Genomic DNA, 25,736 nt, shown 5'->3' with positions numbered 1-25,736 from the left:
TTTTTTGCTTTTTTTTAGCTTTGTATTATTTGAAAACCGTCGTTGTCAAATGAAAAAATTTCAACCCTAAATTTATTAAATTTACCGGCTAATTTATTTCTAAAATTTTGAGCGTCGTTTGCATAAACGATATTTAAAAAGCTAGACCCAGAACCTGATAAAGAGCTCATTAACGCACCGTTTTCATAAGCTAGCTTTCTAACTTCAAACAACTCATCAAGTGCGCTCATACGCCTTTCTTCATGCATCATATCTTTACACGCTATCTTTAAAAGATCATATCTCTTAGAGCAAAAACAAGATGTTAAAAACGCAGCATGAGATAGGTTGTTTACACACTCTTTTATCGTGTAGTTTTTAGGTAAAATGCTTCTTGATTGATTAGTATTCATGGCAACATTTGGTATAACAACCACGGCTTTTAGACTATCGTCTACTTCAAATTTACTGGCATAAACTCTGCCACTGTCAACAACCGCACTTATAAACCCGCCAAGAGTTGCGGGAGTGATATTGTCAGGGTGATTTTCATAAGTTAAAGCTCTGTTTAAAACAACTTGCCTATCTGCCTTAAATCCAGCCATCACATACGCACTCGCTATGGCCCCGACAATAACTGCAGAACTACTTCCTAGTCCTCTGGAAAATGGGATTTTATTATCAAAAACTACTCTAAAATTTTCATTTTCTCCGGTAAGTTCGGTAAAAATTTCATTAAATATGCTGATAAAAAGATTATTTCTTTTTAAATTTACATTCTCACTACCTTCGCCATTAATGGAAACGGAGCTAAATTTTGCAGGTTGTATACTAACTTCGTTATAAAGACTGACACTAAGCCCTAGTGCGTCAAAACCAGGCCCCAAATTTGCACTAGTTGCGGGAACTATGATATTCAAAAAGACTCCTAAACCGCTTGTATAATATAATCAGGTAGTGTATCTGAATTTAGTTTTAATTTATCTAAAATTTGAGGAAGTTTAAATTTTACGGGCTCTTTTTCTTCAAGCATAATTTTATTATCATACTTTACAAAGCTTAATTTTTTGTTTGCTCTTATTGGGTTGTTTTCATTTAGATCAAATCCGCTTACCGCATAAAACTCACAGCCTCTAACCTCGCAAAAGGTCTTTAAAATCACATAAGCCACCTTTAAACCCATAAAGCTTCCAGGTGTATTTGCATAGATTATTTTTTGTATATTATAGTCTTTATCTAGCTCTTCTAACATCTCTACCAGAGCTTCGCTGACATGATCTTGGGTGGAAATTTCTTTAAATTTTACGCCGTTTTCATATAGTCCCACCATAAGAGGCGAGACTAATGAAACGACAAGAATATCGATATTTTTTATGCAAAAACCCTTTGGTAGTCTTTTAGCAATTCGCCGCTTAGCGTTACCATTTCGTAGTTTTTCTCATCAGCTAAGATCGCTAACGTTAGCTTGTGGTTTAAGTCATGGCTACCTGCAAATGCGACGTAGTCGCCAAGCAAAGGTGCGCCAAGTAAGCTAAGATCGCCGATGGCATCTAAAATTTTATGCCTTACAAATTCGTTTTCAAACCTTAGCCCTTCAGGATTTAAAATTCTATTATCGTCTATGGCTACTGCATTATCAAGCGAAGCGCCAAGAGCTAAATTTTGAGACTGAAGCATTTGAAGATCTTTTAAAAATCCAAACGTTCTTGCCCTTGCTATCTCTTTGATGAAATTTGTCTTACTAAATTCAAAAACATATCTTTGTTCGCCGATAACCGGGTGGTTAAATTTAATAGTGTAGTCAAATTTTGGGTTTAAAGAAGGCAGTGTTCTAACAAATTTAGACCCCTCAGCAACCTCTACTTCACGACGCACCAAGATAACCTTTTTGCCCTCGTCAAGTTGAACTACGCCAGCTTCGTCAAGTAGCATGCAAAAACTTATCGCGCTACCGTCCATGACTGGAATTTCATTTGCATCAAGCAAAATTCTAATATTATCTATGCCGTATCCGTTTATCGCGCTTAACAAATGTTCTATCGTGCTTACAAAACCTTTTTCATTTCCGACAACCGTTGCCATTTGAGTGTTTACTACATTTGACGGCTCGGCTTTAAAACTTATACCCAGGTCGGTTCTATGAAAAATTATACCCATATTTGCATCAAGAGGCTCAAGCGCTAAATGTATCGGCTCACCCTTGTGAAGCCCGATACCTACGGTCTCGACCCTTCTTGCAATAGTAGTTTGTTTCAACTATTTTCCTTTATAAATTTTAATCGTGAAATAATAGCATTTTAAAGTTATTTTTGCAAATTATTTCTTGTCTATCATTTTTTTAGCAGCATCAAGAACATCGGTAACATTATCCTTTATCCACTTTTTATCCATCCATTGTTGCGGCCTTACTTCTTCGCCTTGCACCAAAATTCCAAAGTGCAAATGATCTCCAAGCGCAAGTCCGCTTATCCCGGTTGTTCCGATCTGCTCTCCTGGAGCAACACTATCTCCCTCTTTTACATTAGAGCTTGAACAGTGTGCATATAAAGAGTAGATACCAAAACCGTGATCTATTATGATATTTAAACCATAAATTCCATTATCTCCCGCAAAAACCACCCGGCCTGCGTTACTTGAAACGATAGGAGCTTGTGCTACGCTAGCAAAATCTATTCCCATGTGCCAAGACTCACTAACAGGTTGTCCGTTGTATGTATAATACCTATGATCCGCAAAGTCAGCCACTTTTTTACCGTTTCTTAACGGATAAAAAGTATTAACCGCAAAGTCGCTAATTAAATTTGCATCAACATTAGATGTTATCTCGGAGATTTTTTTATTATTTTCATTTCGCAAAGTTTCGTTTATAAATTTCATCTTCTCAAGACGTGATAAATTTAACGCATCTTTTGCGTATTGGTCTGTAAGATCTGAAATTTTACCATCCAAGAAATTATCTTTTAACGCGATTGTAGATGTTTTGTATTTTACATTTTGATAAAAATATCTAACGTGAGCCTTGCTTTCGTTGCCCGCAAAATCCCTCGCTATCACATCCGCACTAAAATTCTCGACATTAACCGGCCATGCAAGCACAGCCATATAATAATTTTCTTGATAAAAAGGTATTGCTTTAAACTGCTTCCCATAGCTAGTTTGGACAAAAACCTCTTTCATTTCGTTATCAGTTGCTTTAAATACAACAACCGCACTACCGCCTTTTGATATAGAATACGACTGAGAAAGCACGTAAAGCTCGGGTTTTGTAGTATCGAGTATAACTTGAACTTTTTTTTCTGATTTATTACCTGAAAAGAAATTCCACCTGCTTGTATCAACAGCTTCTATCGTCATCTCATAGGTCTCTTTTGCGCTAAAAAAACCGGTCTTAGGAAATGTTAAATTTATGTCAAGCTGCTGCGTTGGATTGTCGATTACTTGATTTAGTACAGTTAGGTCGTTTTGTCCGTCATTCATGCTTATACGAACAAATTTGACTCCGCTGTCATCTTGAAATTTAATATTCATTGGTGATCTTAAATTCCAATAAACCTTATCTTTTATACCGATAATAGGCTTGTTTCTTTCAAAATTATTAGAACCTAAAAGATAAAAAATACCTCCGCCTATAACCATGATCAATAAAATCAAAACTACAAAAAACCCGCTAAAACCCTGTCTTCTCATTCAAATCACCCTTAAATTTTTCGTGAATTTTACAAAAAAGCGAATAAATTTTAAGTTAATCATAAAATTTCGCGTATCTTTCTAGCCTGACTCATCCAGTCGTAAAGTTCGTTCCACTGCTCGTTTTGAACTAGTTTTTCGCATTCGCTAAGTTCGTTTTTAAATATTTTAATCGCCTCTAAAATATTGTCTTTATTTTGCTTAAAAATATCACTCCACATTATAGGAGAACTTTTTGCAACACGGATCATACCACGAAATGTAGGGCCTCCAAGCGCCATAATATGCCTTGTGTCCTCTTCTTTTAAAACGCCACTTGCCAAAGAAAATGCGATAGCGTGAGGCAGATGCGAGATTATACCGACATGATGATCGTGCTCTTTTGCGCTCATGAAGACGATCTTCATACCAAGATGAGAAAACAACTCAACCGAGCGCTTAACATGCTTTTCACTACTTTCTTCAAAGTCGCAAACCACAACAACTGCATCCTTATAAAGACTTTTAAACGCGGCTTCCGGCCCAGAATATTCAGTTCCCGCCATCGGGTGAGCCGGTATAAAATTTTTACGAATTTCTTTTGGAACGGCTTGGATGATCTTTTGTTTTGTAGAACCAAAATCAATAATCGTAGTATCATCGCTGATATCGTTTAAATTTTGCATAGTTTGGATTATCGCTTCAACCGGTATAGCAAGAAAGATGATGTCGCATTTTCTTTTCATCTCGTCAAGAGTTAAAATTTCATGCACAAGTCCTAGCTCTAGCGCCTTGCTTTGATGCTCTTGTTTTATGTCATATCCACTAACACAAGATATAAGCTTTTCATCCTTTAATGCAAGCCCCAATGAGCCGCCGATTAATCCTAGTCCAACTATCCCAACTTTCATATTTAACGCCCTTTTAAATTTTGTCAATTTTTATATATTTTAAAAATAAATATGATATTATACGCCTTTATACTCAATATTTAGGTTAAATTTAATGAAAAAAAGCTTATTTTTAGTACTTTTGGCTCTAAGCGGCCTAAATGCGGAAAAAATTCAGTCTATAAATTTCAAAGGACTTATCCACCTTTCACCAGAAGTCGCAAAGGATATAATGGGTCTTAAAGTAGGAGACGAGCTTACCGGCGATGCGACAGACAGGGCGATAATGAACCTTTATAAACAAGGCTACATGCAAGACATCTGGATAGACACGGATAATAAAGGCAACATAACCGTAAACATAAAAGAAAAGCCAAGCATTGCAAGACTTGACATAAAAGGTGTAGTAACAAACGACAAAACAGCTATCGAGTCTTTAATAAGCATAAAGCCCGGCAATATGTATGACGACTTGATCATAGAAAAAACAAAAGAGAGAATTCGCCAATATTACGAATCAAAAGGCTATTTTGACACGGTTGTAGATGTGCAAAAAGAGGCTGTTGCAGGCAATGAAAGCTCACTGTTTATAACAATGAACGTAAACCGCGGCGAAAACATGATAATCAATAAAGTAAATTTAATAGGCGCACAAAAATTCGACTACAGTGACATGGAGCCGCTTGTAGCAAACAAAAGTCGTGAATTTATGGGTTGGATGTGGGGCAGGAATGACGGCAAAGTCAAGCTTCAAGAGCTTCCCAATGATCCTGCAAGAATTCAAGATAGATACTTTCAAAAAGGCTATCTTGACGCAACCGTATCTTCGCCTTATCTAAACTCATCTTTTGATAACTACACAGCCGATCTTACTTACTATATCCACGAAGGTAAACCTTATGACGTGGCAAAAGTCGGCATAAATGCACCAAGTGAACTTGAGCTTGATACGGATGAAATTTTAAAAGACTTTAAGCTCGAGCCTGGCGACCGCATGAATTCGGCTCGTCTTCGTCAAGACATGAAAAAGCTTGATGACTTAGTAGCCGATAAAGGTTATGCGTTTGTTAAGGTCTATCCAAAAACTCAAAAATACGAAAACAACCAAACGGTTGATATCGAATACGAAGTAGATCCCGGCGAACAAGTATATATAAGAAATGTTCAAATTTCAGGCAACGACCGCACTGTTGACCGCGTTGTTAGACGAGAACTATATCTAACCGAGGGAAATTTATATAGCAGAACCGATCTTCAAGACTCAAAAGATGCACTAAAAAGAACGAGCTACTTTGATGATGTTGATATCAAAGAAGAGCGAGTAGATAAAAACACAGTAGATCTAACAGTTGAAGTTAAAGAGGCGTCTACAGGAACCATTAGTGGTGGTATCGGCTATGGTAGCTCTGACGGTCTACTTTTAAACGCTTCACTTTCTGATACAAATATATTTGGCTCTGGCATGCAAGGAACCATCAGTATAGACAAAAGCGACGATGAACTTTCAGGACAAATCAGCCTTACAAACCCGCGTGTATTTGACTCAGAATACAGCTGGGGCGGAAGCATCTATGCAAACGATTACGACTGGGATAGTTATGATGAAAAATCATACGGCTTTAGTACCACAGTCGGTAGAAAACTTACAAGAAATTTAAATGCCTCTCTAACATATGTCATAGAACAAAGTGATATACAAGGACTAAAAGATGTCTTAAAAGAGGTAGGATATAAAGAGGGCAGAAACATAAAAAGCTCTATAATACCAGCTATCTCATACAACAGCACAGACGACTACTATCTGCCTCGTCGCGGTATTATCGCAGGCACTTCTCTTGAAGCTGCCGGTCTTGGCGGAGATGAGGAATTCTTTAAAAATAGAACAAATTTCAACTATTATCTAGGTCTTAGAGAATATATCGACTATGACCTAATCATCAGATATAAGTCAAATTTTGGCAAGATATGGGATAATGGATATGTGCCTATCAACGAAAAATTATACCTTGGCGGCATTAGAAATTTACGTGGATATGAAAGTAGAAGCGTCTCTCCAAAAGTGCTAGCCAAAGATGGACAATGGTATGAAACAGGTGGTCAAATAGCCTTTAATAACTCTGTTGAGTTAAGTATTCCATTAATAGAGCGCGTTAAAATGCGTGGCGTATTGTTTTATGACTACGGTATGATCGGAGAGAAAAACCTAAACGAGATAAAACGTTCATCCGTCGGTGCTGGTATAGAGTGGGTTACACCTATTGGACCACTACAACTTATCTTTGCAAGAGCTCTTGATAAAAAACATAACGACGAAACAAACACATTTGAATTTACTATCGGAAGAAGATTTTAATCTCTTTGACGCGGAAATTTCCGCGTCGCCCCTCCTTATATACCAAAAACATAAAGACAATATTTTTATAAATTTAAATCACCTATAAGAAAAAAAAAGGCAATTTTAGATATAATCCGAACAATTTTGTAATTAAGTAGGTCAGAAAATGAATTTTACCGATATTTTTTCCAAAATACGAAAAACGCAGCCACGCCCGGAAGAGGCGCCAACTCACTGGGTAAAGTGTGACCACTGTCACTCGTTAATGTATTATAAAGAGGTTGAGGCGTGTTTTAACGTATGCCCAAAGTGCGCTCACCACATGAGATTAAAACCGGAAGAACGTATAAAACTTATATGCGATGAAGGCACATTTATTGAATTTGATGCAAATTTAAAGCCTGTTGACCCGCTAAATTTTGTTGATAAAAAATCTTACAAAAAGCGTATTAGCGAAAGTAGTGAAAAGACAGGACGAAACAGCTCAGTAATTTGCGGAGAAGCGAAATGCGAAGGTGTTGGTATCCAACTTGTGGTATTTGACTTTGGCTTTATGGGTGGGTCTCTTGCCTCGGTAGAGGGAGAAAAGATCGTTCGTGCCATCAAGCGCGCTATCACAAAGAAAGAAGCATTAGTTATCATAAGCGCTTCAGGCGGAGCAAGAATGCAAGAAAGCACATTTTCTTTAATGCAAATGTCAAAAACATCTGCAGCTCTTAAGCTTCTTGATGAGGCTAAAATTCCTTACATTTCTGTCCTAACAGACCCTACCATGGGTGGTGTAAGCGCTAGTTTTGCATGGCTTGGAGATATTATCATAGCAGAGCCCGGTGCACTTATAGGATTTGCAGGACAGCGTGTTATAAAACAAACTATCGGAGCTGATCTGCCGGACGGTTTTCAAAGGGCTGAATTTTTACTAGAACACGGACTTATCGATGCTATCGTTCCTAGAAACGAACATAAGAAATTTATAAGCGATATGATAAAATTTTTAACAAACAACGCACCGCTTAAGCACAAAAAACCAACCCTTGATGAGTTGGAAAATCAAGAATTTTTAAATTCTAACGATAAGCCGTTTGAATTAAAGTTAAAAAACAAAGGCTAAATGTTGGAAATTTCTGTTTTTAGTATACAAAAAACAAAAGCCGATAACTTTGAAAAAGAGATCAAAGAGTATATAAAAATGTCGGCTAAATTTGCAAATATTAAAGACAAAATACTTTTTAATGATAAAATCGCAAAGGCTCAAAGCATAGGAGTAAATGATGCTTTAAAGGCTTATGACGAAGTTTATGAGCCAAATTTAAAAGGCTACTGCATCATGCTTGATGAGCGCGGAAGCAGTTTAAACAGCAAAGATTTTGCAAAAATTTTTGAAAACAACAATCAAATCAACTTCTTCATCGGTGGCGCTTACGGCCTTAGTGAAAATTTAAAAAATAAAGCAGACAAGATCATTAGTCTAAGCCCGATGACATTGGCGCACAAGATAGCCAAGCTCATGCTATTTGAGCAAATTTTTAGAGGACTTTGTATAAATGCAAACCATCCCTATCATAAATAAAGGACATAGATGACACAAAAAGATTTAGAATTTTTTAAGAAACTTCTTGAAGATAGAAAAATTCAAATAAAAAAGAACATTGACGATGCTGCAAGTGAGGTAAACGGCTTAAGAGATAGTGGCGTAAGTGACGAATTTGACATAGCTTCCATCAATACCGATCAATTAATCGAACAATCAATCTCAGCTCAACAAAGAGCCGAACTTGACGAGATAGCACTCTCTTTGAGTAAAATTTTTAACAATACCTACGGAATTTGCGAAATGTGTGAAGAGGAGATAGGCATGGCTAGGCTTAAAGTAAAACCACATGCAAGATACTGCATAACATGTCGTGAAATAGTTGAAAAAACAGCCAAAAAATAAAGGATATCGGATGAAAACTAGACGATTTTTTATCTACTCTGTCATTTACGTTTGTTTGGTCGGCGCATTTATATACACGCTAGATAACTCTGAACATACATTTAACCTTTTAGATTACTCTTTAACCCTTCCTCTTGCTATATGGTTTATGCTTCCAGTTGCGCTCTTTTCGCTGCTTGCAGTGCTTCATATACTTTATCACAGTTTTAGTATGTATAGATATAAAAGAAACATCAAAAAAGACGGTGCATTATATAAAGAGATGACAAAAGAAATTTTACTTGGTCTTGAGTCAAACAAAGAATTTAAAACAGATATTTATAAAATTCCAGCTCAAATACTTCGCATACTGTCTCCTTGGAATCAAAACAAAGACACTAGTATCGAAGATGCTGAAATAAATAGCGTAATACAAAATGTAAAAAGTGTTCAAAACGGCGACGTTGTTGATATCAAAAAATTTAAACTTCCAAAAGAAAATCCTCTAAATTTAAAGAACGAAGTAAATAAAGTAGAAAAACTAAGCAACTACTACGCTGAAATTTTAAAAAATTCTTCAAATGCAGACGAGTCTTTACTTAAAGCGGTGCGCGAGAAAATGATAAAAACAACAAGCTATCAAGAGATAAAAAGAGCAAATTTTAGCCTTAGCGCTGACGAGATAATGCTTATCGTAAGTAGGTTTGTTAATGATGAGATAGCCTTAGAAAAAGACGAGATAGTTGAGCTACTTAATAATGTCAAAATAACAAAAGAACAATACGTAAAATCAGCTATTTTACTAAAAGACAAACTAAAACCGGATGCATTTATTGCGGTATTTGAACAGTTAAAAACTGATCATGCAGATGCAGAGGAAGCTTACATATATGCCCTATATGAGCTTCAAATGATAGACAAAGTAAGAGATGCAATAGAAGGTAGCGATAACGACGAGTTTAAAGAGATAAAAACTCTATTATTTTTACGAGATAACGGCAAGATAGTATCCACCTCTTTGTTTTATAAATGATCGACTTTTCTAAAAAACCTCTATTTTTAGCTCCATTGGCAGGCTTTTCCGACCTGCCTTTGCGCAGCGTTGTTAAGAAATTTGGCTGTGATGTGACAGTAAGCGAGATGATAAGCGCAAATGCATTGGTCTATGAAGGCTCCGATAAAACATTAGAAATGCTTAAGAAATCTCCAAATGAAAATCCATATATCGTGCAAATAGCAGGTAGCGATGTAGCAAACATCAAAAAAGCCGTTCAAATAATCAATAAATTTGACGATATAGACGGCATAGACCTAAACTGCGGATGTCCTGTGCCAAAGGTTGTACGCCAATGTGCAGGATCGGCGCTTTTAAACGATCTTGAACTTTTAAAACAAATAATAAAAACAATAAAAGAAACCTCCAATAAAAAACTAACAAGCGTAAAAATAAGGCTTGGTTTTAACGAAAAAAACCATGTTAGCATCGCAAAAGCATGTGAAGATGCTGGAGCTGACTACATTGCGATCCATGGACGAACAAGAGCCGGTGGCTATAGCGCGCAAGTTGATTACGACGCTATTGCACAAGTAAAATCATCCATTAAAATTCCCGTTATAGCAAATGGAGATATAAACGCACAAAATGCTGATGAAATTTTAAATACCACAAACTGCGACGCCCTCATGATAGGAAGAGCAAGTATCGGCAAGCCATGGATATTTAATGAGATAAAAAGTGGCAAAAGTGTAGATATAAATTTAAAAAGAGAGATCATCTTGGCTCATTTTGACGCAATGATAGAGCATTACGGCGAACGTGGAAGTAATATATTTCGCAAACATCTACACCAATACAGCAAAGGCATGAGCGAGGCTACAAATTTTCGCAACGAGATAAACCGTATCGAAGATACTGGCGTCATGCGAGCATTGATAGAGAGTTTTTTTGCTTAGATGCAAGGCTACATCATACATACGCAAAAGGTTAAAGACGAAGACCTTTTGGTGTATATTCTAACGGAAGAAAATGTTATAAAATCCTATCGGTTTTACGGCGCTCGTCATGCTAATATTATGACCGGATATAAAATCGACTTTGAACTTGTAGAAAATCAAAATTTCTTACCGCAACTAAGAAGCGTCTTGCATCTTGGTTTTAGATGGCTCACAAATCGTGACAAACTTATTATATGGCAACAATTAATGAGGCTTTTTTATCTGCATTTAAAAGACATAGACAGTGTAGATCAAATTTATTTTAACGAGCTTGAAATTTGCGCCAAACGCTTTGGGCTTGCCAATCCAAAACGTTTAATTATCGAAAGTTATATTAGAATTTTAGAAGCCGAGGGACGTTTACACTCCGAATTTGAGTGCTTTGTTTGCGATGAAGTTATCAAGGATAAAGTGTGCCTAACAAGAGGTTTTCTACTCTCGCATCCACATTGTTTTAAAAGAGATGAATTTGATAAGCAAGCGATAGAAATTCTTTTTAACACCAACAGCACGATAGAACTAAGCGACAATGATGTAAATAAAATTTATCAAATCATCCTAGAAGGATTTTGACATCAAATTTAATATGCCTTAAAAAATGTATCTGAGTGGATATTTTCAAAGGCTGATTTTAATGAAATGAAAAATTTTGGATTTTCACGCTCTAAATTTGATAGCATATCTTTAGTTTCAGCTCGTGCACGTGGAGACTTGCCGCCATATGTTCTAGCAGGACAGCTCTCCTCTTCGTTCATTATAGGAATTTCGTTTTTAACCGCACAATCCCTAAGCTGTCTTTCACGAACTAAGATTAACGGTCTTATAACACTTAGTCCGTTTTCTGCCGCATATTTTGGAGCTAGTGTTCTTAGAGCTCCGTTATATGTCAAATTCATAAAAAAACTCTCGGCAGCATCATCTAAATGATGTGCGATGGCTATTTTGTTAAAGCCGTTTTTTAACGCATAACTGTAAAGATATCCGCGACGCATACGACTGCAAAAGCTACAAAAAGTCGTATTTTCGCGGATCTTTTCCTTACCAAATTCAAAGATATTAGTGTCAATGACCTCGTAAGGAATTTCATGCTCTTTAAAATGCTCTTTTATAGGAACAAAATTCTCACCTATACCATAGCTAACGGTAACAGCTTGAAAATCCCAATTTAACGGGCTTACCGAGCAAAAATGCTTAAGCAAGTGTGCCAAGGTCATACTGTCTTTACCGCCGCTTAGCGCAAGTAAAATTTTGTCATTTTCCTCAAACATTTTATATTTAGCGTTCGTCTGACCGACTACGCGAAGTAGCTTTTTGCTAAGATCTATCATAGTTGCGAAACCATGTCAAGAACAAAATCCGCACTAACTTCAGCCGAAGTATGCAAAAACTCGTCAAAATCACATGTTGCATCACCGCTCGCCTCATCACTTATGGCGCGCATCATAAAAAATGGCACATCTAATTGTGTGCAAACTTGCGCTACACTAGCACCCTCCATCTCAACCGCAGAAGCATTAAATGTATTTTTTATCCAGTCTTTTTTCTCTTGGCGACAAACAAACTGATCGCCAGTTGCGATAATACCGCTTTTAAGATCTATGGCGTGTTTTTTAGCGACACTCTTTGCTATCTCATTTAAACCCTCATCGGTTTTTGTAAAAATTTCAATACCTGGCACATAGCCATAAGGATGACCAAAATCCGTAATATCCAAATCATGTTGAACAAGACTTGTTGCAAAAAGTAAATCTCCTATCTTAAGCCCATCGGCAAGAGCGCCCGCTACACCGGTAAAGAGTAGTTTTTCTGCTTTAAATTTTTGTATCAAAATACTTGCTGTAAGAGCGGCATTAACCTTGCCTATCTTTGAATAAGCAACAACTATATCTTTACCGTTGTAGTTTGATGTATAAAATTTATTACCTGCATACTCAATAACTTCGTAGCCTTGTAGTCTATTTAAAATAGGCGTTATCTCTTCGTTCATCGCACCAAGTATTGCTATCATTTATCCTCCAAAATTTTAACAGCCTCGTCAAGACTTGCCATATCGGTAATGCTGATCGTAGGTGTATCGGTGATTTTTTTATTTATGCCGCTTAGAATCTTTGCACCAAATTCAACAAATATATCAACGGGATTATTTTCTATGCTTTGTTTATAAAGAACTGGCTTGATTAGTTGCTGTTTAAGTAAATTTAAAGCCTCGTTACGACTTTTATAAGGCTTTGCCGTTACATTTGATACAACCGGAGCAAAATCATCTTTTAGATATCTTGCAAGCTCTTCGCCAAGTTTTTGTGAAGCATTTTCAAGCAAAGGACAGTGACTTGCAACCGACATATTTAAAAGCATAGCTCTTTTTGCACCGGCTTCCTTAAATTTTGCCTCAAGTTGTGCCAGATCAGAACTAAGACCGGCTACCACCACTTGACCGTTGCAGTTAAAATTTGCAGCATAGGCACAAAGCCCTTGTGTTCTTGCTTCAAGGCAGATATTATTTATAGTTTCATCAGCTAAATTTAATACAACCATCATGCCGGCACCCTTGCCGTCACAGTCTTGCTGCATAAATTTTCCTCGTAAATTTACTATCTTTAAAGCCTCTACAAACTCGAATGCACCACTAACAGCCAATGCGCTAAATTCTCCAAGTGAGTGACCTAAAGAAAATTCTGAAGAGGTACTAATGCGTTCCTTGAAAGCCAAAAATGTCATAAGCGAATTTAAAACAATAGCCGGCTGGGTAAATTCGCTTATGTTTAGTTTGTCATTCTCTTCAAATAACAAATTTTTAAAATCGATCTTTAGCTCATCTGACGCAAGTTCTAGTAGCTCACGAGAGCTACTGAAATTTTCATAAAATTCTCTTCCCATGCCGAGAGTTTGAGATCCTTGGCCAGGAAATATAAATGCTGTTTTCATGCTATATCTTAATGATGGTGTCTACCGCAGCAGCCGCCACCGTGTCCATGATCGTCATCATGATCGTGGCCATGACCACCGCAACATCCGCCTTCTCCATGATCATGTCCATGTCCGTGACCGCCACAACACTCACCATCGCCGTGCTCATGATGACCGTGTCCGCCGCAGCAGCCGCCATCGCCATGATCATGTCCGTGACCGCCACAACCACAAGTGTGAGCACCGGCAACCATGCCTGTAGCCTTTTCATCTTCTGTTGCTTCTCTAACTTCTAGAATTTCAACATTAAATAATAAGTTGCGACCCGCATAAGGATGGTTAAAATCTACTACAACTTCATCGTCTTTAATCTCTTTAACAATTACACGAACACTTGAGCCATCTTCATTTTGACCAAATAGCTCCATGCCCTCTCTTAAATCAATACCCGCGAATTGTTCTTTTGGCAAAGCTTGGATAGCTTCGGCGTTGTATTCGCCGCACGCTTGGGCAGCATTGATAGCAATTTCAGTTCTATCTCCGGATTTTAATTTACTAACTTCTTCTTCTAATTTTTCTATAATGTGGCCACGACCCGTTATAAATGAAATTTCGGCGCCACCTTGCATATTTGACTCTAAAATTTCACCGCTATCGGCATCCTTTAACTCATAAAACATAGTTATGACTTGATCTTTACTCATAAATATCTCCTTATTAAAATAAAAATAAGATTATATCTAAAAAAGTTTAATGTTAATTACGATCTGGAGAGGCTTTGGCTTCTTTACTGTCTGGGTATCCGACCTTAAGAGCCTTATAGAAGCGATTTGCGCTTTGAGTGTCACCTATTTTATCAAAGCTTATCGCCGTATGGTATAGAAGTTTTGGTGTATAGTCAGCCTTGTCGTTGGCTTCTATACTTTTTTGATAGTATTTTATTGCAGTGCTGTATGATTTTTGCTTATATGCAACTTCGCCTAGATAAAAATTTGAAGTAGATGGTTTATAGTTTTTTTTCAAAAGATATTCAAAATACTCTGCAGCTTCGGAAGTTTTATTTGAATTTAAAAGTTTTATACCGTCAGACATTACATCTTTATCATTTTTACCTGAAAAATTTGATTTAGTTTTATTTTGATTTTGATCAGAAGCTTTTTGGCTATTTGAAGTATTTGTATTTTTTTTATCTATCAAACCACTTAATTTATTTAATGTGTCTGTTATATTTTTATAATTTCTATCTTGAATTTTTCTTGTTTCTTCGACATAGGCTTTAAGTGAAGCGAGGCTATTTCCAGAGTTATTTACATCGCCGTTAACTCTAGTTTCTAAGTCATCAACTCTTTGCTCAAGTTTATTCATCCTTAAACTCATGCTTTCAATCAAACTTTGAAGACCTTGAAGCTGTTCTGAAACACTATTCATATTTTCTTCAATATTTTGAACACTACGCCTATTACTTAAGGCAGCTTTTTCCCCGTCTGTTAAACCATAAGGCGAAGCAGTGTTTATATTACCGGCATCAAATGCAGAAACTTCAGCAAAAAGAGAGATTGCGACCCCAAAATTTAGGGCCGCAAGAAGTAATATTTTTTGATTCATTACTAATTATGGAAGAACTTTGAATTCTGCACGTCTATTTTGAGCGTCGCATGCTTTAGTTTTATCTGTGCAAACTGGGTTACTCTCACCGAAACTAACAACAGCTACTCTATCTGCATCAACGCCGTTTCTAACAAGAGCGTCTTTTACGCTTTTAGCACGTTTTAGACCTAGAGCGTAGTTGTACTCATCAGTACCCCACTCGTCGCAGTTACCTTCTACTTTAATAGAAAGAGCTTTTGCTTCTTCTTGATTAAATACTACAGCATTACCGCTTACAACACCTTGTTGGTCAGCTTTAATGTTGAATTTGTCAAAGTCGAAGTATACATTTTTAACTTGACCTTCGATATTTGCGATAAGAGCAGCTAGTCTATCAGCATCGCTCATCATATTTGTATCAGCACCTTTATTAGCGTCAGCGCTCATATCTACCTCAGGGTTTTTAGAGCTACAACCGCTCAACAATAAAGCTGCAACAGCAACACTTGCTAGAACTACTTTTTTCATTTGCAATCCTTTTAATGATTTAAAATTTGTGTGGAATTATACCATAAATTTACAAAAATTTACCAATCTATTGACTGAATTTTACCGATTTTTAATGGAAATTGGAAACTTCTATTCTCATTTAGCCTAATAACCCCCAAAGAACTTTGAGAACCAAGCTGTTTTATAAATACAACACTTTGTCCATCGCTTGAAAATCTAGGGTAGTTATTTTTACCACTTGCCGTTAACTGTCTTATAAAATCAGTTTTAGTAGAGATAAGATAGATGTTAAAAGTTCCGGCATCATTGTTGTCTTCACGGCTAGAATAAACTATGTAATTTTCAAATGTACTTACAGAGTTGTTGTTCTTACCGTGAAAAACCATCTGTTCAACACTTCCGCTTCCGTTTGAATTTATGGCAAATACATTTGGATAGCCAAGTCTATCGGAAACAAAAACCACTCTTTGGTCTGCATCCACAAAATTTCCATTTACGTCTATTCCAGGATAGTTTGTAACTTGGGTGAGTTTTTTGCTGGCGATATTGTATGTATAGATGTCAGGTTGATCTTTTGGCGCCATTGTAAGCAAAATCGTATTGCCGTCTTTGCTAACGTCAGAAGCTATTAACATACCGTTGCTGTCTATGATTTTACTTTTAGTTCCGTTTGAAAGATCATATTTAAAAAGAGTTGGTTTGTTATTCACATACGAGGTGTAGTAAAATTTAGTTTGATCAGCTCCACCCCATTTTGGAAATATATTAAGCCCGCCACTTACTATAGTCTTTTGATATGTGAGTGTGTAGTCTGCCACAACTATTGAACTTTGTCTTGCAGATGTGTATTTTGAAAAGATAATAAATTTCTCCATCCAACCAACAGGAGGTAAATTTAACTCATTTGTCAGCTCAACTATACTTTTGTGTGCCAAAAATGGATATTTCGCACCATCTGGCATTGTATAAATTCTTTCGTATTTAACACTTGCAGTTTTTGCATTAATCAACTTAACTTTTAATGTCAAAGGTGAATTTGCCGAGCCTTCAAGAGCGTATCTAAAAATAAGCTCAACACCTTTACCACCCATAGTATTAGTCTCAGCCGTGCCTTCGTAGGTAGAAGCTATGTGCTCTTCAATAACCTCAAAATCAGAACTAACCTTTAAATCCCCAAGCATAATCTTAAAAAATTTCTCTTTAAAACTTGGATCACTAACCGCCGTAGTTGCGTCTTGCAGAGCGATTTTGGGAAGTGCGATACCTTGATTTATAATAGACATGGTAGCATCAGCGGCATAAAGCCACAACGTACAACACAAAAAAAGAACGATCTTTTTCATACTCTCTCCATTTGATTTTTATTTTTGGTAATGTATCTAAAATTTTTAAATTTATTCTAATTTATCTTCTAAACTAAGGCTAATAGATATCGTTTTACCTGCTGAAAAAGGAAATTTCTCACGAGTTAAACGCTCTAAACACTCTTTAACCTTTTCATTAAAAGCCGCATCATGCGGCAATTCCAAGATTTCGTAACTGAAATTTCCACTACCGTCAATAACGGCTTTGATTTTAGCTACACTATTTGAATTTGCTTTATAGCTTTGCCATTTTCTTTGTATCTGTTTTGATATAGCTCCCATAAGCGGATCATAGACACCGCTCATTTGTGATTTTGGAGCTTTTGGAGTCGAGTCTATTTGTAAACTTTTTACTATATCGCTGGCTTGTGAACTAGGCTCAGCAGAATTTGATGTTTCACTTTTTTTACGACTTTGAACTTTTTGCGGTTTTGATATACCGCTATCTTCTTTAAGTTTTGCTGTGTCGATATTTTTAAAGAGATCTTTTATATCTGGAATTTCTGGTTTTGGTTCTTCTTTTGCAAGCTCATCTTGGCTAGGTGGAAGTTTGGCTGTGGGTTTACTCTCTTCTTTTGGAGTAGGCAAACTCGGCGTTGGCAAAGGTTCTTGCGGAACTGATTTGTTTGTAGTTTCTTGTTTAGGCTCTTCCTTTACCTCCTCTTTAGGAACAGGTTTTGTCTCTTTTTGTTTTTCCTCTTGCTTTGGAGCTTTTATGGTTTCAGCAATTTCGCTTTCAACCATAACAATATCCATAAAAGCATCTTTATCGTCAGTATATTTCTTTGCAGGCTCCGTAAAAAATGTAAGTTTTACGAAGAGAACAAGAATTATTGATATATATATAGATAAAGCTACGAAAAACGAACTAATCGTAGGAAATTTTGAACGATCTGACATATTATCCGTTTGTTTCTAAAGCAACTTTGTTAAAACCGGCATTTTTTAATGTTTTTAAAACAAACATAACATCATCGTATTTTAAATTTTTATCAGCTTTTATATATACGGGTGATGATTTGTCATATTTTACAGCCATTAAAATAACATTATCAGGTAGTTCGGCTAAATTTATTAAAGCCTGTTCTATCCTAACTTTTCTTTCGACATTAATATATACAACCAAGTCTTTTTGCTTTGCTGCAGAAGTTTTGGTCTTGGAACCATCAGGAAGTGCAATATCCTCTTGGTAAACTATAGTTGGTGCTGTTACCATTAAAATAGCGAGCAAAACGAGCATAATATCAACAAGCGGAGTAATATTAAGCTCGGGTTGCCCCTCGTCAAATTTTAAAGCCATATATGCTAAATCTCGTTTTCTTCTCTTTTTAAAGCGATCAAAACATCGGCTTCACGTTCAATAGTGCTTGTTAGCTCGTATGCTTTTCGTTTAATTAGTAGATTAAATGTATATGCTGGGATCGCGACAAAAATACCAGCTCCGGTTGCAACAAGAGCCTCTGATATGGCCGGAGCTATTACGCCAAGTGACGAATTTGCACCGTTGCCAAGTTGTGAAAACGTCTCAAGTATCGATATAACTGTTCCAAAAAGACCTATAAACGGCGATGTTGAAGCTATAATACTAAGCCATGTAAGTCCGCTGGTGGCATTTTTTTCTGCTACACTGATACAAACATTGAGCTTCTCGCGAGAAATTTTGCTTCCCGCACATTTACGCAAGCTTGATTCATTTGGGATATTTTTTGCACCCATTAGCAAAGATTCAAGAGCATTTTGCTCTCGTTTTTGCCACGCCGCAATACCTGCCATTCTTGAAAAAAGTATTGTAAAGCTGATTATAAAATATATAGATAACCAGCTTAAAACAATAATAGTAATAAAGCTACTTCTTTGGACATAGTTTAAAAACAGATCTATTCCGCTCACTTATTTCGCTTTCACCATATTTTCCATTTTTGCGATTGTCGCTGCAAAGGCATTTGTTTCACTACTCATGCTCTCTATAAGCTCCTTAGCTTTATTTAGGGCATTTGCTAGTTCACTCTCGCTTTTACCTGATACATATACAGCTCCATCTGCCAAAACAACGACCTTACCTTCGTCTATCTTGGCATACCCCCAGTTAATAGCAACAATATCATGATTTTTATTTTTATCTTCTATGTCAATAATACCTGCTTTTAAGAGCGATATTAAAGAGGCGTGATTTGGCAAAACGCCAAATTCACCCTCGCTACCCGGAAGCACTACACTACTCACGTCATTTGCAAAAACCTGACCCTGAGGAGTTACTATTTCTAAATGTAATTTATCCATTACGCTTCCTTTTTAAAATTAAGCCTTAAGTTTTTCTGCCTTAGCGATAGCCTCATCAATGCTTCCAACCATATAGAATGCCGCTTCAGGAAGATGATCGTATTTACCTTCAAGTATGCCTTTAAATCCGGCAATGCTCTCCTCAAGGCTTACATACTTACCAGGGCTTCCAGTAAATACCTCTGCAACGAAGAATGGTTGAGATAGGAATCTTTCGATCTTTCTAGCTCTATCAACTGTAACTTTGTCTTCTTCACTAAGCTCATCCATACCAAGAATCGCAATGATGTCTTGTAGGTCTTTGTATTTTTGAAGAACAGCTTGAACGCCACGAGCAACTTTATAGTGATCCTCACCCAAAATTTGAGGGTCAAGCATACGCGAAGTTGAGTCTAGTGGGTCAACCGCAGGATAGATACCTTTTTCAGCAATAGCACGGTTAAGAACTGTTGTTGCATCAAGGTGAGCAAAAACCGTTGCAGGAGCCGGGTCAGTAAGGTCGTCTGCAGGAACGTAAACTGCCTGAACAGAAGTAATAGAGCCTTTTTTGGTTGATGTAATTCTCTCTTGGAATTTGCCCATCTCACTAGCAAGTGTTGGTTGATAACCAACAGCTGATGGGATACGTCCAAGAAGTGCTGACATCTCTGAACCTGATTGAGAGAAACGGAAAATATTATCGATAAACATCAAAACATCAAGTCCCATCTCATCACGGAAGTATTCAGCCATTGTAAGACCAGTAAGTGCGATACGGTTTCTTGCCCCTGGTGGTTCATTCATCTGGCCATAGCATAGGGCAACTTTATCCAAAACGTTTGACTCTTTCATTTCATGATAAAGGTCGTTTCCTTCACGAGTTCTCTCTCCAACGCCTGCAAATACAGAGTAACCGCTATGTTTAAATGCAACGTTGTGGATAAGCTCCATGATGATAACTGTTTTACCAACACCAGCACCACCAAACAGACCAACTTTACCACCTTTTGCATAAGGGGCAAGAAGGTCAACAACCTTAATGCCTGTTTCAAAAATTTCACTTTTTGTGCTTTGCTCTTCAAACGGAGGTGGATCGCGGTGAATAGACCAATGTTTATCAAATTCAACACCTTCGCCTTCGTCTATAAGATCGCCGACAACGTTAAAAATTCTACCTAACACTTTCTCGCCTACAGGCACGGTTATAGGTGCACCAAGAGCCGTAGCCTCTAGTCCACGAGTAAGGCCTTCACTCATATCCATAGCAATCGTTCTTACGCGGTTATCTCCAAGATGAGCGGCAACTTCAAGAACTAACTTATTTTTCTTGCCCTCAACTTCAAAATAAACTTCGATAGCTTCGTTAATTTTCGGGAGATAGTCGCCAAAATCAACGTCAACGACAGGTCCCATAACTTGGCTAATAATACCTTTCATTTATACTCCTTTACTTTCTTACTTCATTGACTCAACACCACTGATAATCTCAATAAGTTCAGTAGTGATAGACTGTTGTCTTGCTTTATTGTAGGCAAGATTTAATTGTCCTACGCGCTCTTTTGCATTATTTGTAGCATTGTCCATAGCCTGCATCCTTGCACTATGCTCAGCTGCAAGCGAGTCAATAAGTGCATAATACATACTATATTCAAAATACTTTTGTAAAAGCTCGTTTAAAATTTGAGAATAATTATCCTCAGGCTCAAATTCCATTAACGAATTTGTTTCAACACCGATAATCTTTGCCGGCTCAATAGGGACAATCTCATTTACTCTAATCTCTTGTGAGATCATATTTTTATATCCGTTATGAACCAAGATAACCTTATCGGTTGCACCGCTTAAGAAGTCATCTATAGCTTCTTTTATGATGCCTTGAGCTTTCTCGTATGTCGGAGAAGAACTTACTCCAACATAACTTTCTAGCAAATCAACGCCTTGAAAGTTAAAAAATTCAATACCCTTTTTACCGATAGCACGAAGACGAACTTTGATCTTTTTGGATTTAAATTCCTCTATCATATTTCTAACGGTTTTGATGCTTTGGACGTTAAATCCTCCGCAAAGCCCTTTATCGGCAGTAACAAAAATAATATCAACCTTTTCAATCTTCTCTTTTGTATTGAAAAATTTACTTTCAGCCGCAACTGAAGCGTATTGATTTATCTTATATGCTATCTCCGATAAAACTTCATTTATCTTAAGTGCATACACTCTTGAATATCGTGCCGCTTCTTCCGCCTTACGAAGCTTGGCGGTAGAAACAAGTTTCATCGCACGAGTAGTCTTTTGTGTATTTTGAACACTCTTGATCTTTCGTTTGATATCTTTTAAATTTGACATATTCTAGCCTTAGTTAGCAGAGAAAGTCGCTTTAAAGTCTTTCAACGCTTTATGTAAAAGCTCTTCAACTTCTTTGTCAAGAACTTTTTTAGTTCTAATTTGTTCAAAAATTTCAGGATATTTAGCCTCTATATAAGGATAAAGCTCTGCTTCAAATTTAGTAACACTTGTAGTGGCTATATCATCTAAGTAGCCTTTTGAACCTGCAAATACGATTACAACTTGGTTTTCAACAGCTAGTGGGCTATAAGGAGGTTGTTTTAGAACTTCAACCATTTTCTGTCCACGCTCTAGTTGTTTTCTTGAACTTTCGTCAAGGTCACTTGCAAATTGCGCAAACGCTTGAAGCTCGCGATACTGGGCAAGGTCAAGTCTTAGGTTACCAGAAACTTGTTTTGTAGCTTTAATTTGAGCCGCACCACCAACACGAGAAACAGAAAGACCAACGTTGATCGCAGGGCGGATACCTGAGTTAAATAGGTCAGACTCAAGGAAAATTTGTCCGTCGGTAATCGAAATAACGTTAGTTGGAATATACGCAGAAACGTCACCGGCTTGTGTTTCGATAATAGGAAGAGCCGTTAATGAACCAGCGCCAAGTGCGTCGTTTAGCTTACTTGCTCTTTCAAGTAGTCTTGAGTGTAGGTAGAAAACGTCACCAGGATATGCCTCACGACCCGGAGGACGACGTAAGATAAGTGACATCTCGCGGTATGCAACAGCGTGTTTTGATAAATCATCATAAATAATTAGCGCATGGCGTGAATTATCACGGAAGTATTCACCCATTGTAACACCAGCATATGGAGCAAGATATTGAAGTGCTGCAGCATCAGATGCACCAGCATTTACAACGATAGTATAGTCCATTGCGCCGTATTCTTCAAGTTTTTTAACAACCTGAGCGACGGTTGATTGCTTTTGACCAATAGCAACATAGATACATACAACATCTTGACCTTTTTGGTTAATGATGGTATCTATCGCAACTGTTGTTTTACCAGTTTGGCGGTCACCAATGATTAGCTCGCGTTGTCCGCGACCGATAGGCACAAGTGCGTCGATGGCTTTAATACCTGTTTGAAGTGGCTCATGAACTGATTTTCTAGCCATGATACCTTTTGCTTTTTCTTCTACGAAGCGAGTTTCAGTAGCTTCGATAGGACCTTTTGCGTCTATTGGCTCACCAAGTGAGTTTACAACACGACCGATAAGTGCGTCACCAACAGGAACACGTAAAAGTTTTTTTAGTCTTTTTACAGAGCTTCCCTCTTGTATACCGCTTGTTTTGCCAAGGATAACTATACCTACACTGCTCTCTTCAAGGTTAAGAGCCATGCCTTTTTCGCCGCTCTCAAATTCAACCATTTCGCCTGCCATAATGTTTTTAAGACCATAAACATTAGCAACACCGTCAGCAACCGATATAACCTTGCCCGTTTCTTCAACGTCAACGCTTAGATCGAAATTTTCAATTCGCTCTTTAATTATCGCGCTAATTTCGTCAGCTTTAATTTTTGCACTCACGCTTTTACTCCTTTTAAATTGCTTTTAATATATGTTCGCTTAGTTGAGCTTTTAATCTATCAATAGAGAAATTTACCTCTACCCCCAAACTATCAAGCTCTATCTTAATACCGTTATAATCGCTATTTTCGCCATCAAGCTTCACTTTTGCATCAAAGCGTTTTGAGAAATTTTCTTCCAATGACTTAAGTTGATCATCGTTTATATCAAAATTTCCAACAACATTACCGTTGTAAATGTTATTTAGCTTTGCTTGTTGCGCTTTTATCTCTGCAAGTACTGCTGGTATTATTTCAAGTCTTTTGTTGCTGCCTAGCAATTTTATAAAATTTACAAAATTTTGACTAGGGTTATTTACAAGTGACAGTATAAATTCAACCTTTTGCATGCTTTTTAATGTTGGTAAATTTATAATATTTCTAAATTTTTCAACACCAAAAGCAGCTGAAATTTCAGCTAAATTTGCTACAAATTTCTCCAGGTCGTTAGCATTTAGGTTGCCTAAAATAGCTTTTACGTATTTTTTTGTTACCGCTTCATTCATTAGCTAACCTTTTTTAGTATGATATTGATGAGTTCTTTTTGATCGATTTTTAAGCTATCGCTAGCAAAAATTTCATTCAAGATCTCATTAACGACTGTTTTTGTCATCTTGCGCTCTTCAAAATCTTTTTGATCTTTGAAGCTTCTTTCCATGTTTACAATCTCTAGCTCACTCTCTTTTTTAACTTTTTGAACTAAATTTTGAGCCTCTTTTTTAGCTGTTTCAACAAGTGAAGCAGCATTGATTTTAGCCTCTTCAACACGTTTTAAAGCATCATCTTTTTTGGCTTTTGAAGCGCGAAGTTTTTCCTGGATACTTTCAAGCTTATTAGCTATGTTTGCTATCCTATCTAAGTATAGTTGTTTAAGTGGTTTAGCGACAAAGTAGATCAAAATACTAAAAAACAACAAAAAGTTTAATGCTCTTTCGATTATGTCGTAGTTTGCACCACTGTGATCACTAGCAAAAGCAAGTATAGGTAAAACCATTAGAAGTAAAAATTTTATCTTCATAACACTCCTTTAAATTCTAGCCAATTTGCTATTTAACGCTGACTTAAGTTCCGGTAAATTTGCAACCAAATCAGCCTTTAACTGCTCTTTTTGAGCGCTTAAAGAATTTAAAAAACTGTTGTAGTCAGCTTCAAATTCAGCCCTTTTTGCCTCAGCTTCTTTAAAAGCGCTGTCTTTTGCGGCACTCAAGGCATCTTGTCTAATCTTGTTAGCCTCAGCTCTAGCGTTTAAGATGATATTTTCTATCTCTTTTTCATGAACGCTAAGGTCATTTGCATTTTTACTCGTACTTTCCTCGTCGCTTTTTATAGAGGCGTTTCGTTCATCTATAAATTTCAACATAGGTTTGTAAAGCAGAGGATTTAAAATAGCAATAAGAGCCAAGAAAACCATGGCCGTTAAGACGACTAGAGGCAAATCTATCTCTAACATCCACTCTCCTTCTTTGTTTTTAAGTTTTATTTAATAAATAAAATCGAGCCTAATTTTACAATAATTTAGTAAAAAATAAGATTAAACTCCATAAAAATTATTTTAGTCTATTTATAAAGTCTTGTATCTGCGATATGTCGTCAAATTTTAATATTAAATTTTTTGACTTTATCTTTGCATTTATATTGAAATTTTTAAATATTTTTTGAAGATTTGAAAGTTCACTTTCATACTCTTTAGATACTTCTAAAATCTCTTTTTTGATCTCGTTTCCGGATTTTATTTTTTTGACTAAATTTTCGGTTTCGCGCACACTAAGTTTTTGTCCAATGATAGTATCAACTACCATTTTTTCCTCATCAGGCTTAAGTCCAACTATGACTTTTGCATGACCTTGCGTGATTTTATCTTCTTGCAAAAGTCGTTTTGTTGTTTCGCTTAAAAGCAAAAGACGCATTGTGTTTGTTATTTGCGTGCGACTTTTGTGGATTATATTTGATAGCCCCTCTTGGGTGATTTTATACTCGCTTATAAGTTCTTTATACGAATTAGCAAGCTCTATAGGATTTAAATTTTCACGTTGAATATTTTCAATAAGTGCGATTTCTCTTAAATTTTTTGATTCTAGGTTGGCAACTATCGCCTTTATCTTGCTTTCATTAAGTAGCTTTGTGGCTCTAAATCTACGCTCGCCCGCGATAAGCATATATCCGCCGTCTTTTCTAATAACAATAATAGGTTGAATAAGACCGTGTCGTTTAATACTTTGAGCCAATTCTTTTAAGGCTTCTTCATCAAAATTTTTACGTGGTTGATATGGATTTGGCGATATTTTAGCTACATCAATCTCTTCAACCACATCGGAGCTAAGTCCAAAATAGTCAAGAACATCATCATCTTTGTATGCAGAATTTGCGTCAGAGAGCATATTTCCTAGATTGATTTCTAACTTTTTCTTTGCCATTATTGTC

At 36.7% G+C, this 25,736-nt stretch carries 30 protein-coding genes; 7 read left to right on the top strand and 23 right to left on the bottom strand.

Annotated features, from left to right (window positions below; translation table 11 throughout):
* Nucleotides 1–14: 14 nt before the first annotated feature.
* From thrB to CCAL9328_RS07680, 5 genes are read right to left on the bottom strand one after another with little or no spacing between them, the layout of a single operon-like run.
* Nucleotides 15–899: a homoserine kinase gene (thrB, locus tag CCAL9328_RS07700; RefSeq protein WP_170000393.1), complete on the bottom strand. Its 885-nt coding sequence runs from the start codon at nucleotides 897–899 to the stop codon at nucleotides 15–17.
* 8 nt (nucleotides 900–907) lie between these two features.
* Complete coding sequence (locus CCAL9328_RS07695; RefSeq protein ID WP_169971812.1) at nucleotides 908–1,309, bottom strand: glycoprotease; 402 nt, start codon at nucleotides 1,307–1,309, stop codon at nucleotides 908–910.
* Nucleotides 1,310–1,350: 41 nt separating this feature from the next.
* Nucleotides 1,351–2,235 carry a UDP-3-O-acyl-N-acetylglucosamine deacetylase gene (gene lpxC / locus CCAL9328_RS07690; RefSeq protein WP_169937199.1) on the bottom strand — a complete coding sequence of 295 codons (885 nt, stop codon included), beginning with the start codon at nucleotides 2,233–2,235 and terminating at the stop codon, nucleotides 1,351–1,353.
* Nucleotides 2,236–2,295: 60 nt separating this feature from the next.
* Nucleotides 2,296–3,666, bottom strand: coding sequence for a peptidoglycan metallopeptidase Pgp6 (pgp6, locus tag CCAL9328_RS07685; RefSeq protein WP_170000392.1), 1,371 nt, complete (start codon nucleotides 3,664–3,666; stop codon nucleotides 2,296–2,298).
* 59 nt (nucleotides 3,667–3,725) lie between these two features.
* On the bottom strand, nucleotides 3,726–4,556 hold the full coding sequence (locus CCAL9328_RS07680) for a prephenate dehydrogenase (RefSeq protein ID WP_169937195.1): 831 nt from the start codon (nucleotides 4,554–4,556) through the stop codon (nucleotides 3,726–3,728).
* Between the two features lie 94 nt (nucleotides 4,557–4,650).
* Here CCAL9328_RS07680 and bamA point away from each other — a divergent pair, with 94 nt between their 5' ends.
* The 7 genes from bamA to recO all read left to right on the top strand — a co-directional run bounded on the left by bamA (nucleotide 4,651) and on the right by recO (nucleotide 11,353).
* Complete coding sequence (gene bamA / locus CCAL9328_RS07675) at nucleotides 4,651–6,888, top strand: outer membrane protein assembly factor BamA (RefSeq protein WP_170000391.1); 2,238 nt, start codon at nucleotides 4,651–4,653, stop codon at nucleotides 6,886–6,888.
* A gap of 148 nt (nucleotides 6,889–7,036) precedes the next feature.
* On the top strand, nucleotides 7,037–7,981 hold the full coding sequence (gene accD, locus CCAL9328_RS07670) for an acetyl-CoA carboxylase, carboxyltransferase subunit beta (protein WP_169937192.1): 945 nt from the start codon (nucleotides 7,037–7,039) through the stop codon (nucleotides 7,979–7,981).
* A 3-nt stretch (nucleotides 7,982–7,984) separates the two neighbouring features.
* A complete protein-coding gene (locus CCAL9328_RS07665) occupies nucleotides 7,985–8,440 on the top strand; it encodes a 23S rRNA (pseudouridine(1915)-N(3))-methyltransferase RlmH (RefSeq protein WP_170000390.1) in 456 nt (151 codons plus the stop codon).
* Between the two features lie 9 nt (nucleotides 8,441–8,449).
* Nucleotides 8,450–8,806 (top strand): RNA polymerase-binding protein DksA, encoded by a 357-nt coding sequence (dksA, locus tag CCAL9328_RS07660; RefSeq protein WP_169937188.1) that lies wholly within the window; start codon nucleotides 8,450–8,452, stop codon nucleotides 8,804–8,806.
* Nucleotides 8,807–8,816: 10 nt separating this feature from the next.
* On the top strand, nucleotides 8,817–9,818 hold the full coding sequence (locus CCAL9328_RS07655) for a LapA family protein (RefSeq protein ID WP_169971815.1): 1,002 nt from the start codon (nucleotides 8,817–8,819) through the stop codon (nucleotides 9,816–9,818).
* Complete coding sequence (locus CCAL9328_RS07650) at nucleotides 9,815–10,738, top strand: tRNA dihydrouridine synthase (RefSeq protein ID WP_169937184.1); 924 nt, start codon at nucleotides 9,815–9,817, stop codon at nucleotides 10,736–10,738. Before CCAL9328_RS07655 ends, CCAL9328_RS07650 begins: the two co-directional genes overlap by 4 nt.
* Nucleotides 10,739–11,353, top strand: a complete 615-nt coding sequence (gene recO, locus CCAL9328_RS07645; protein ID WP_169937182.1) for a recombination protein RecO — start codon at nucleotides 10,739–10,741, stop codon at nucleotides 11,351–11,353.
* Between the two features lie 8 nt (nucleotides 11,354–11,361).
* Here the strand turns inward: recO and CCAL9328_RS07640 are convergent, their stop codons facing one another.
* The 18 genes from CCAL9328_RS07640 to CCAL9328_RS07555 all read right to left on the bottom strand — a co-directional run bounded on the left by CCAL9328_RS07640 (nucleotide 11,362) and on the right by CCAL9328_RS07555 (nucleotide 25,729).
* A complete protein-coding gene (locus CCAL9328_RS07640; protein ID WP_169937180.1) occupies nucleotides 11,362–12,108 on the bottom strand; it encodes a tRNA 2-thiocytidine biosynthesis TtcA family protein in 747 nt (248 codons plus the stop codon).
* Nucleotides 12,105–12,788, bottom strand: a complete 684-nt coding sequence (locus CCAL9328_RS07635; RefSeq protein WP_169971816.1) for a 5'-methylthioadenosine/adenosylhomocysteine nucleosidase — start codon at nucleotides 12,786–12,788, stop codon at nucleotides 12,105–12,107. The genes CCAL9328_RS07640 and CCAL9328_RS07635 overlap by 4 nt, the downstream gene beginning before the upstream one ends.
* A complete protein-coding gene (gene fabD / locus CCAL9328_RS07630) occupies nucleotides 12,785–13,705 on the bottom strand; it encodes an ACP S-malonyltransferase (protein WP_170000389.1) in 921 nt (306 codons plus the stop codon). Before fabD ends, CCAL9328_RS07635 begins: the two co-directional genes overlap by 4 nt.
* Nucleotides 13,706–13,713: 8 nt before the next feature.
* Nucleotides 13,714–14,391 carry an FKBP-type peptidyl-prolyl cis-trans isomerase gene (locus CCAL9328_RS07625; protein ID WP_169937173.1) on the bottom strand — a complete coding sequence of 226 codons (678 nt, stop codon included), beginning with the start codon at nucleotides 14,389–14,391 and terminating at the stop codon, nucleotides 13,714–13,716.
* A gap of 52 nt (nucleotides 14,392–14,443) precedes the next feature.
* On the bottom strand, nucleotides 14,444–15,292 hold the full coding sequence (locus CCAL9328_RS07620; RefSeq protein ID WP_169937171.1) for a tetratricopeptide repeat protein: 849 nt from the start codon (nucleotides 15,290–15,292) through the stop codon (nucleotides 14,444–14,446).
* Nucleotides 15,293–15,298: 6 nt separating this feature from the next.
* Nucleotides 15,299–15,802, bottom strand: a complete 504-nt coding sequence (locus CCAL9328_RS07615; RefSeq protein WP_169971818.1) for an OmpA family protein — start codon at nucleotides 15,800–15,802, stop codon at nucleotides 15,299–15,301.
* A 59-nt stretch (nucleotides 15,803–15,861) separates the two neighbouring features.
* Entirely contained in the window at nucleotides 15,862–17,127 is a 1,266-nt protein-coding gene (gene tolB, locus CCAL9328_RS07610; protein ID WP_169937167.1) for a Tol-Pal system protein TolB, read from the bottom strand.
* 51 nt (nucleotides 17,128–17,178) lie between these two features.
* Nucleotides 17,179–18,048, bottom strand: a complete 870-nt coding sequence (locus CCAL9328_RS07605) for a TonB C-terminal domain-containing protein (RefSeq protein WP_170000388.1) — start codon at nucleotides 18,046–18,048, stop codon at nucleotides 17,179–17,181.
* 1 nt (nucleotide 18,049) lies between these two features.
* Nucleotides 18,050–18,448 (bottom strand): biopolymer transporter ExbD, encoded by a 399-nt coding sequence (locus CCAL9328_RS07600; RefSeq protein ID WP_169971820.1) that lies wholly within the window; start codon nucleotides 18,446–18,448, stop codon nucleotides 18,050–18,052.
* 5 nt (nucleotides 18,449–18,453) lie between these two features.
* On the bottom strand, nucleotides 18,454–19,038 hold the full coding sequence (locus CCAL9328_RS07595; RefSeq protein ID WP_169937162.1) for a MotA/TolQ/ExbB proton channel family protein: 585 nt from the start codon (nucleotides 19,036–19,038) through the stop codon (nucleotides 18,454–18,456).
* Complete coding sequence (gene atpC, locus CCAL9328_RS07590; RefSeq protein WP_169937160.1) at nucleotides 19,039–19,428, bottom strand: ATP synthase F1 subunit epsilon; 390 nt, start codon at nucleotides 19,426–19,428, stop codon at nucleotides 19,039–19,041.
* Between the two features lie 18 nt (nucleotides 19,429–19,446).
* Nucleotides 19,447–20,844 (bottom strand): F0F1 ATP synthase subunit beta, encoded by a 1,398-nt coding sequence (gene atpD / locus CCAL9328_RS07585; protein WP_169937158.1) that lies wholly within the window; start codon nucleotides 20,842–20,844, stop codon nucleotides 19,447–19,449.
* A gap of 18 nt (nucleotides 20,845–20,862) precedes the next feature.
* Nucleotides 20,863–21,750 (bottom strand): ATP synthase F1 subunit gamma, encoded by an 888-nt coding sequence (atpG, locus tag CCAL9328_RS07580; RefSeq protein WP_169937156.1) that lies wholly within the window; start codon nucleotides 21,748–21,750, stop codon nucleotides 20,863–20,865.
* 9 nt (nucleotides 21,751–21,759) lie between these two features.
* Nucleotides 21,760–23,277, bottom strand: coding sequence for a F0F1 ATP synthase subunit alpha (gene atpA / locus CCAL9328_RS07575; protein ID WP_169937154.1), 1,518 nt, complete (start codon nucleotides 23,275–23,277; stop codon nucleotides 21,760–21,762).
* 13 nt (nucleotides 23,278–23,290) lie between these two features.
* The gene (locus CCAL9328_RS07570; protein ID WP_169937152.1) at nucleotides 23,291–23,821 is read right to left on the bottom strand and encodes a F0F1 ATP synthase subunit delta; all 531 of its coding nucleotides are present in this window, start codon (nucleotides 23,819–23,821) and stop codon (nucleotides 23,291–23,293) included.
* Nucleotides 23,821–24,333, bottom strand: a complete 513-nt coding sequence (locus tag CCAL9328_RS07565; RefSeq protein WP_169937150.1) for a F0F1 ATP synthase subunit B — start codon at nucleotides 24,331–24,333, stop codon at nucleotides 23,821–23,823. Before CCAL9328_RS07565 ends, CCAL9328_RS07570 begins: the two co-directional genes overlap by 1 nt.
* A gap of 9 nt (nucleotides 24,334–24,342) precedes the next feature.
* On the bottom strand, nucleotides 24,343–24,765 hold the full coding sequence (locus tag CCAL9328_RS07560; RefSeq protein ID WP_169937148.1) for a FoF1 ATP synthase subunit B': 423 nt from the start codon (nucleotides 24,763–24,765) through the stop codon (nucleotides 24,343–24,345).
* 97 nt (nucleotides 24,766–24,862) lie between these two features.
* Nucleotides 24,863–25,729, bottom strand: coding sequence for a ParB/RepB/Spo0J family partition protein (locus tag CCAL9328_RS07555; RefSeq protein WP_394346903.1), 867 nt, complete (start codon nucleotides 25,727–25,729; stop codon nucleotides 24,863–24,865).
* Nucleotides 25,730–25,736 lie beyond the last annotated feature (7 nt).

Source organism: Campylobacter sp. RM9328 (genome assembly GCF_012978615.1).
The sequence above is the reverse complement of the archived record's forward strand: the minus strand, read 5'-3'. Positions and strand labels throughout refer to the sequence as shown.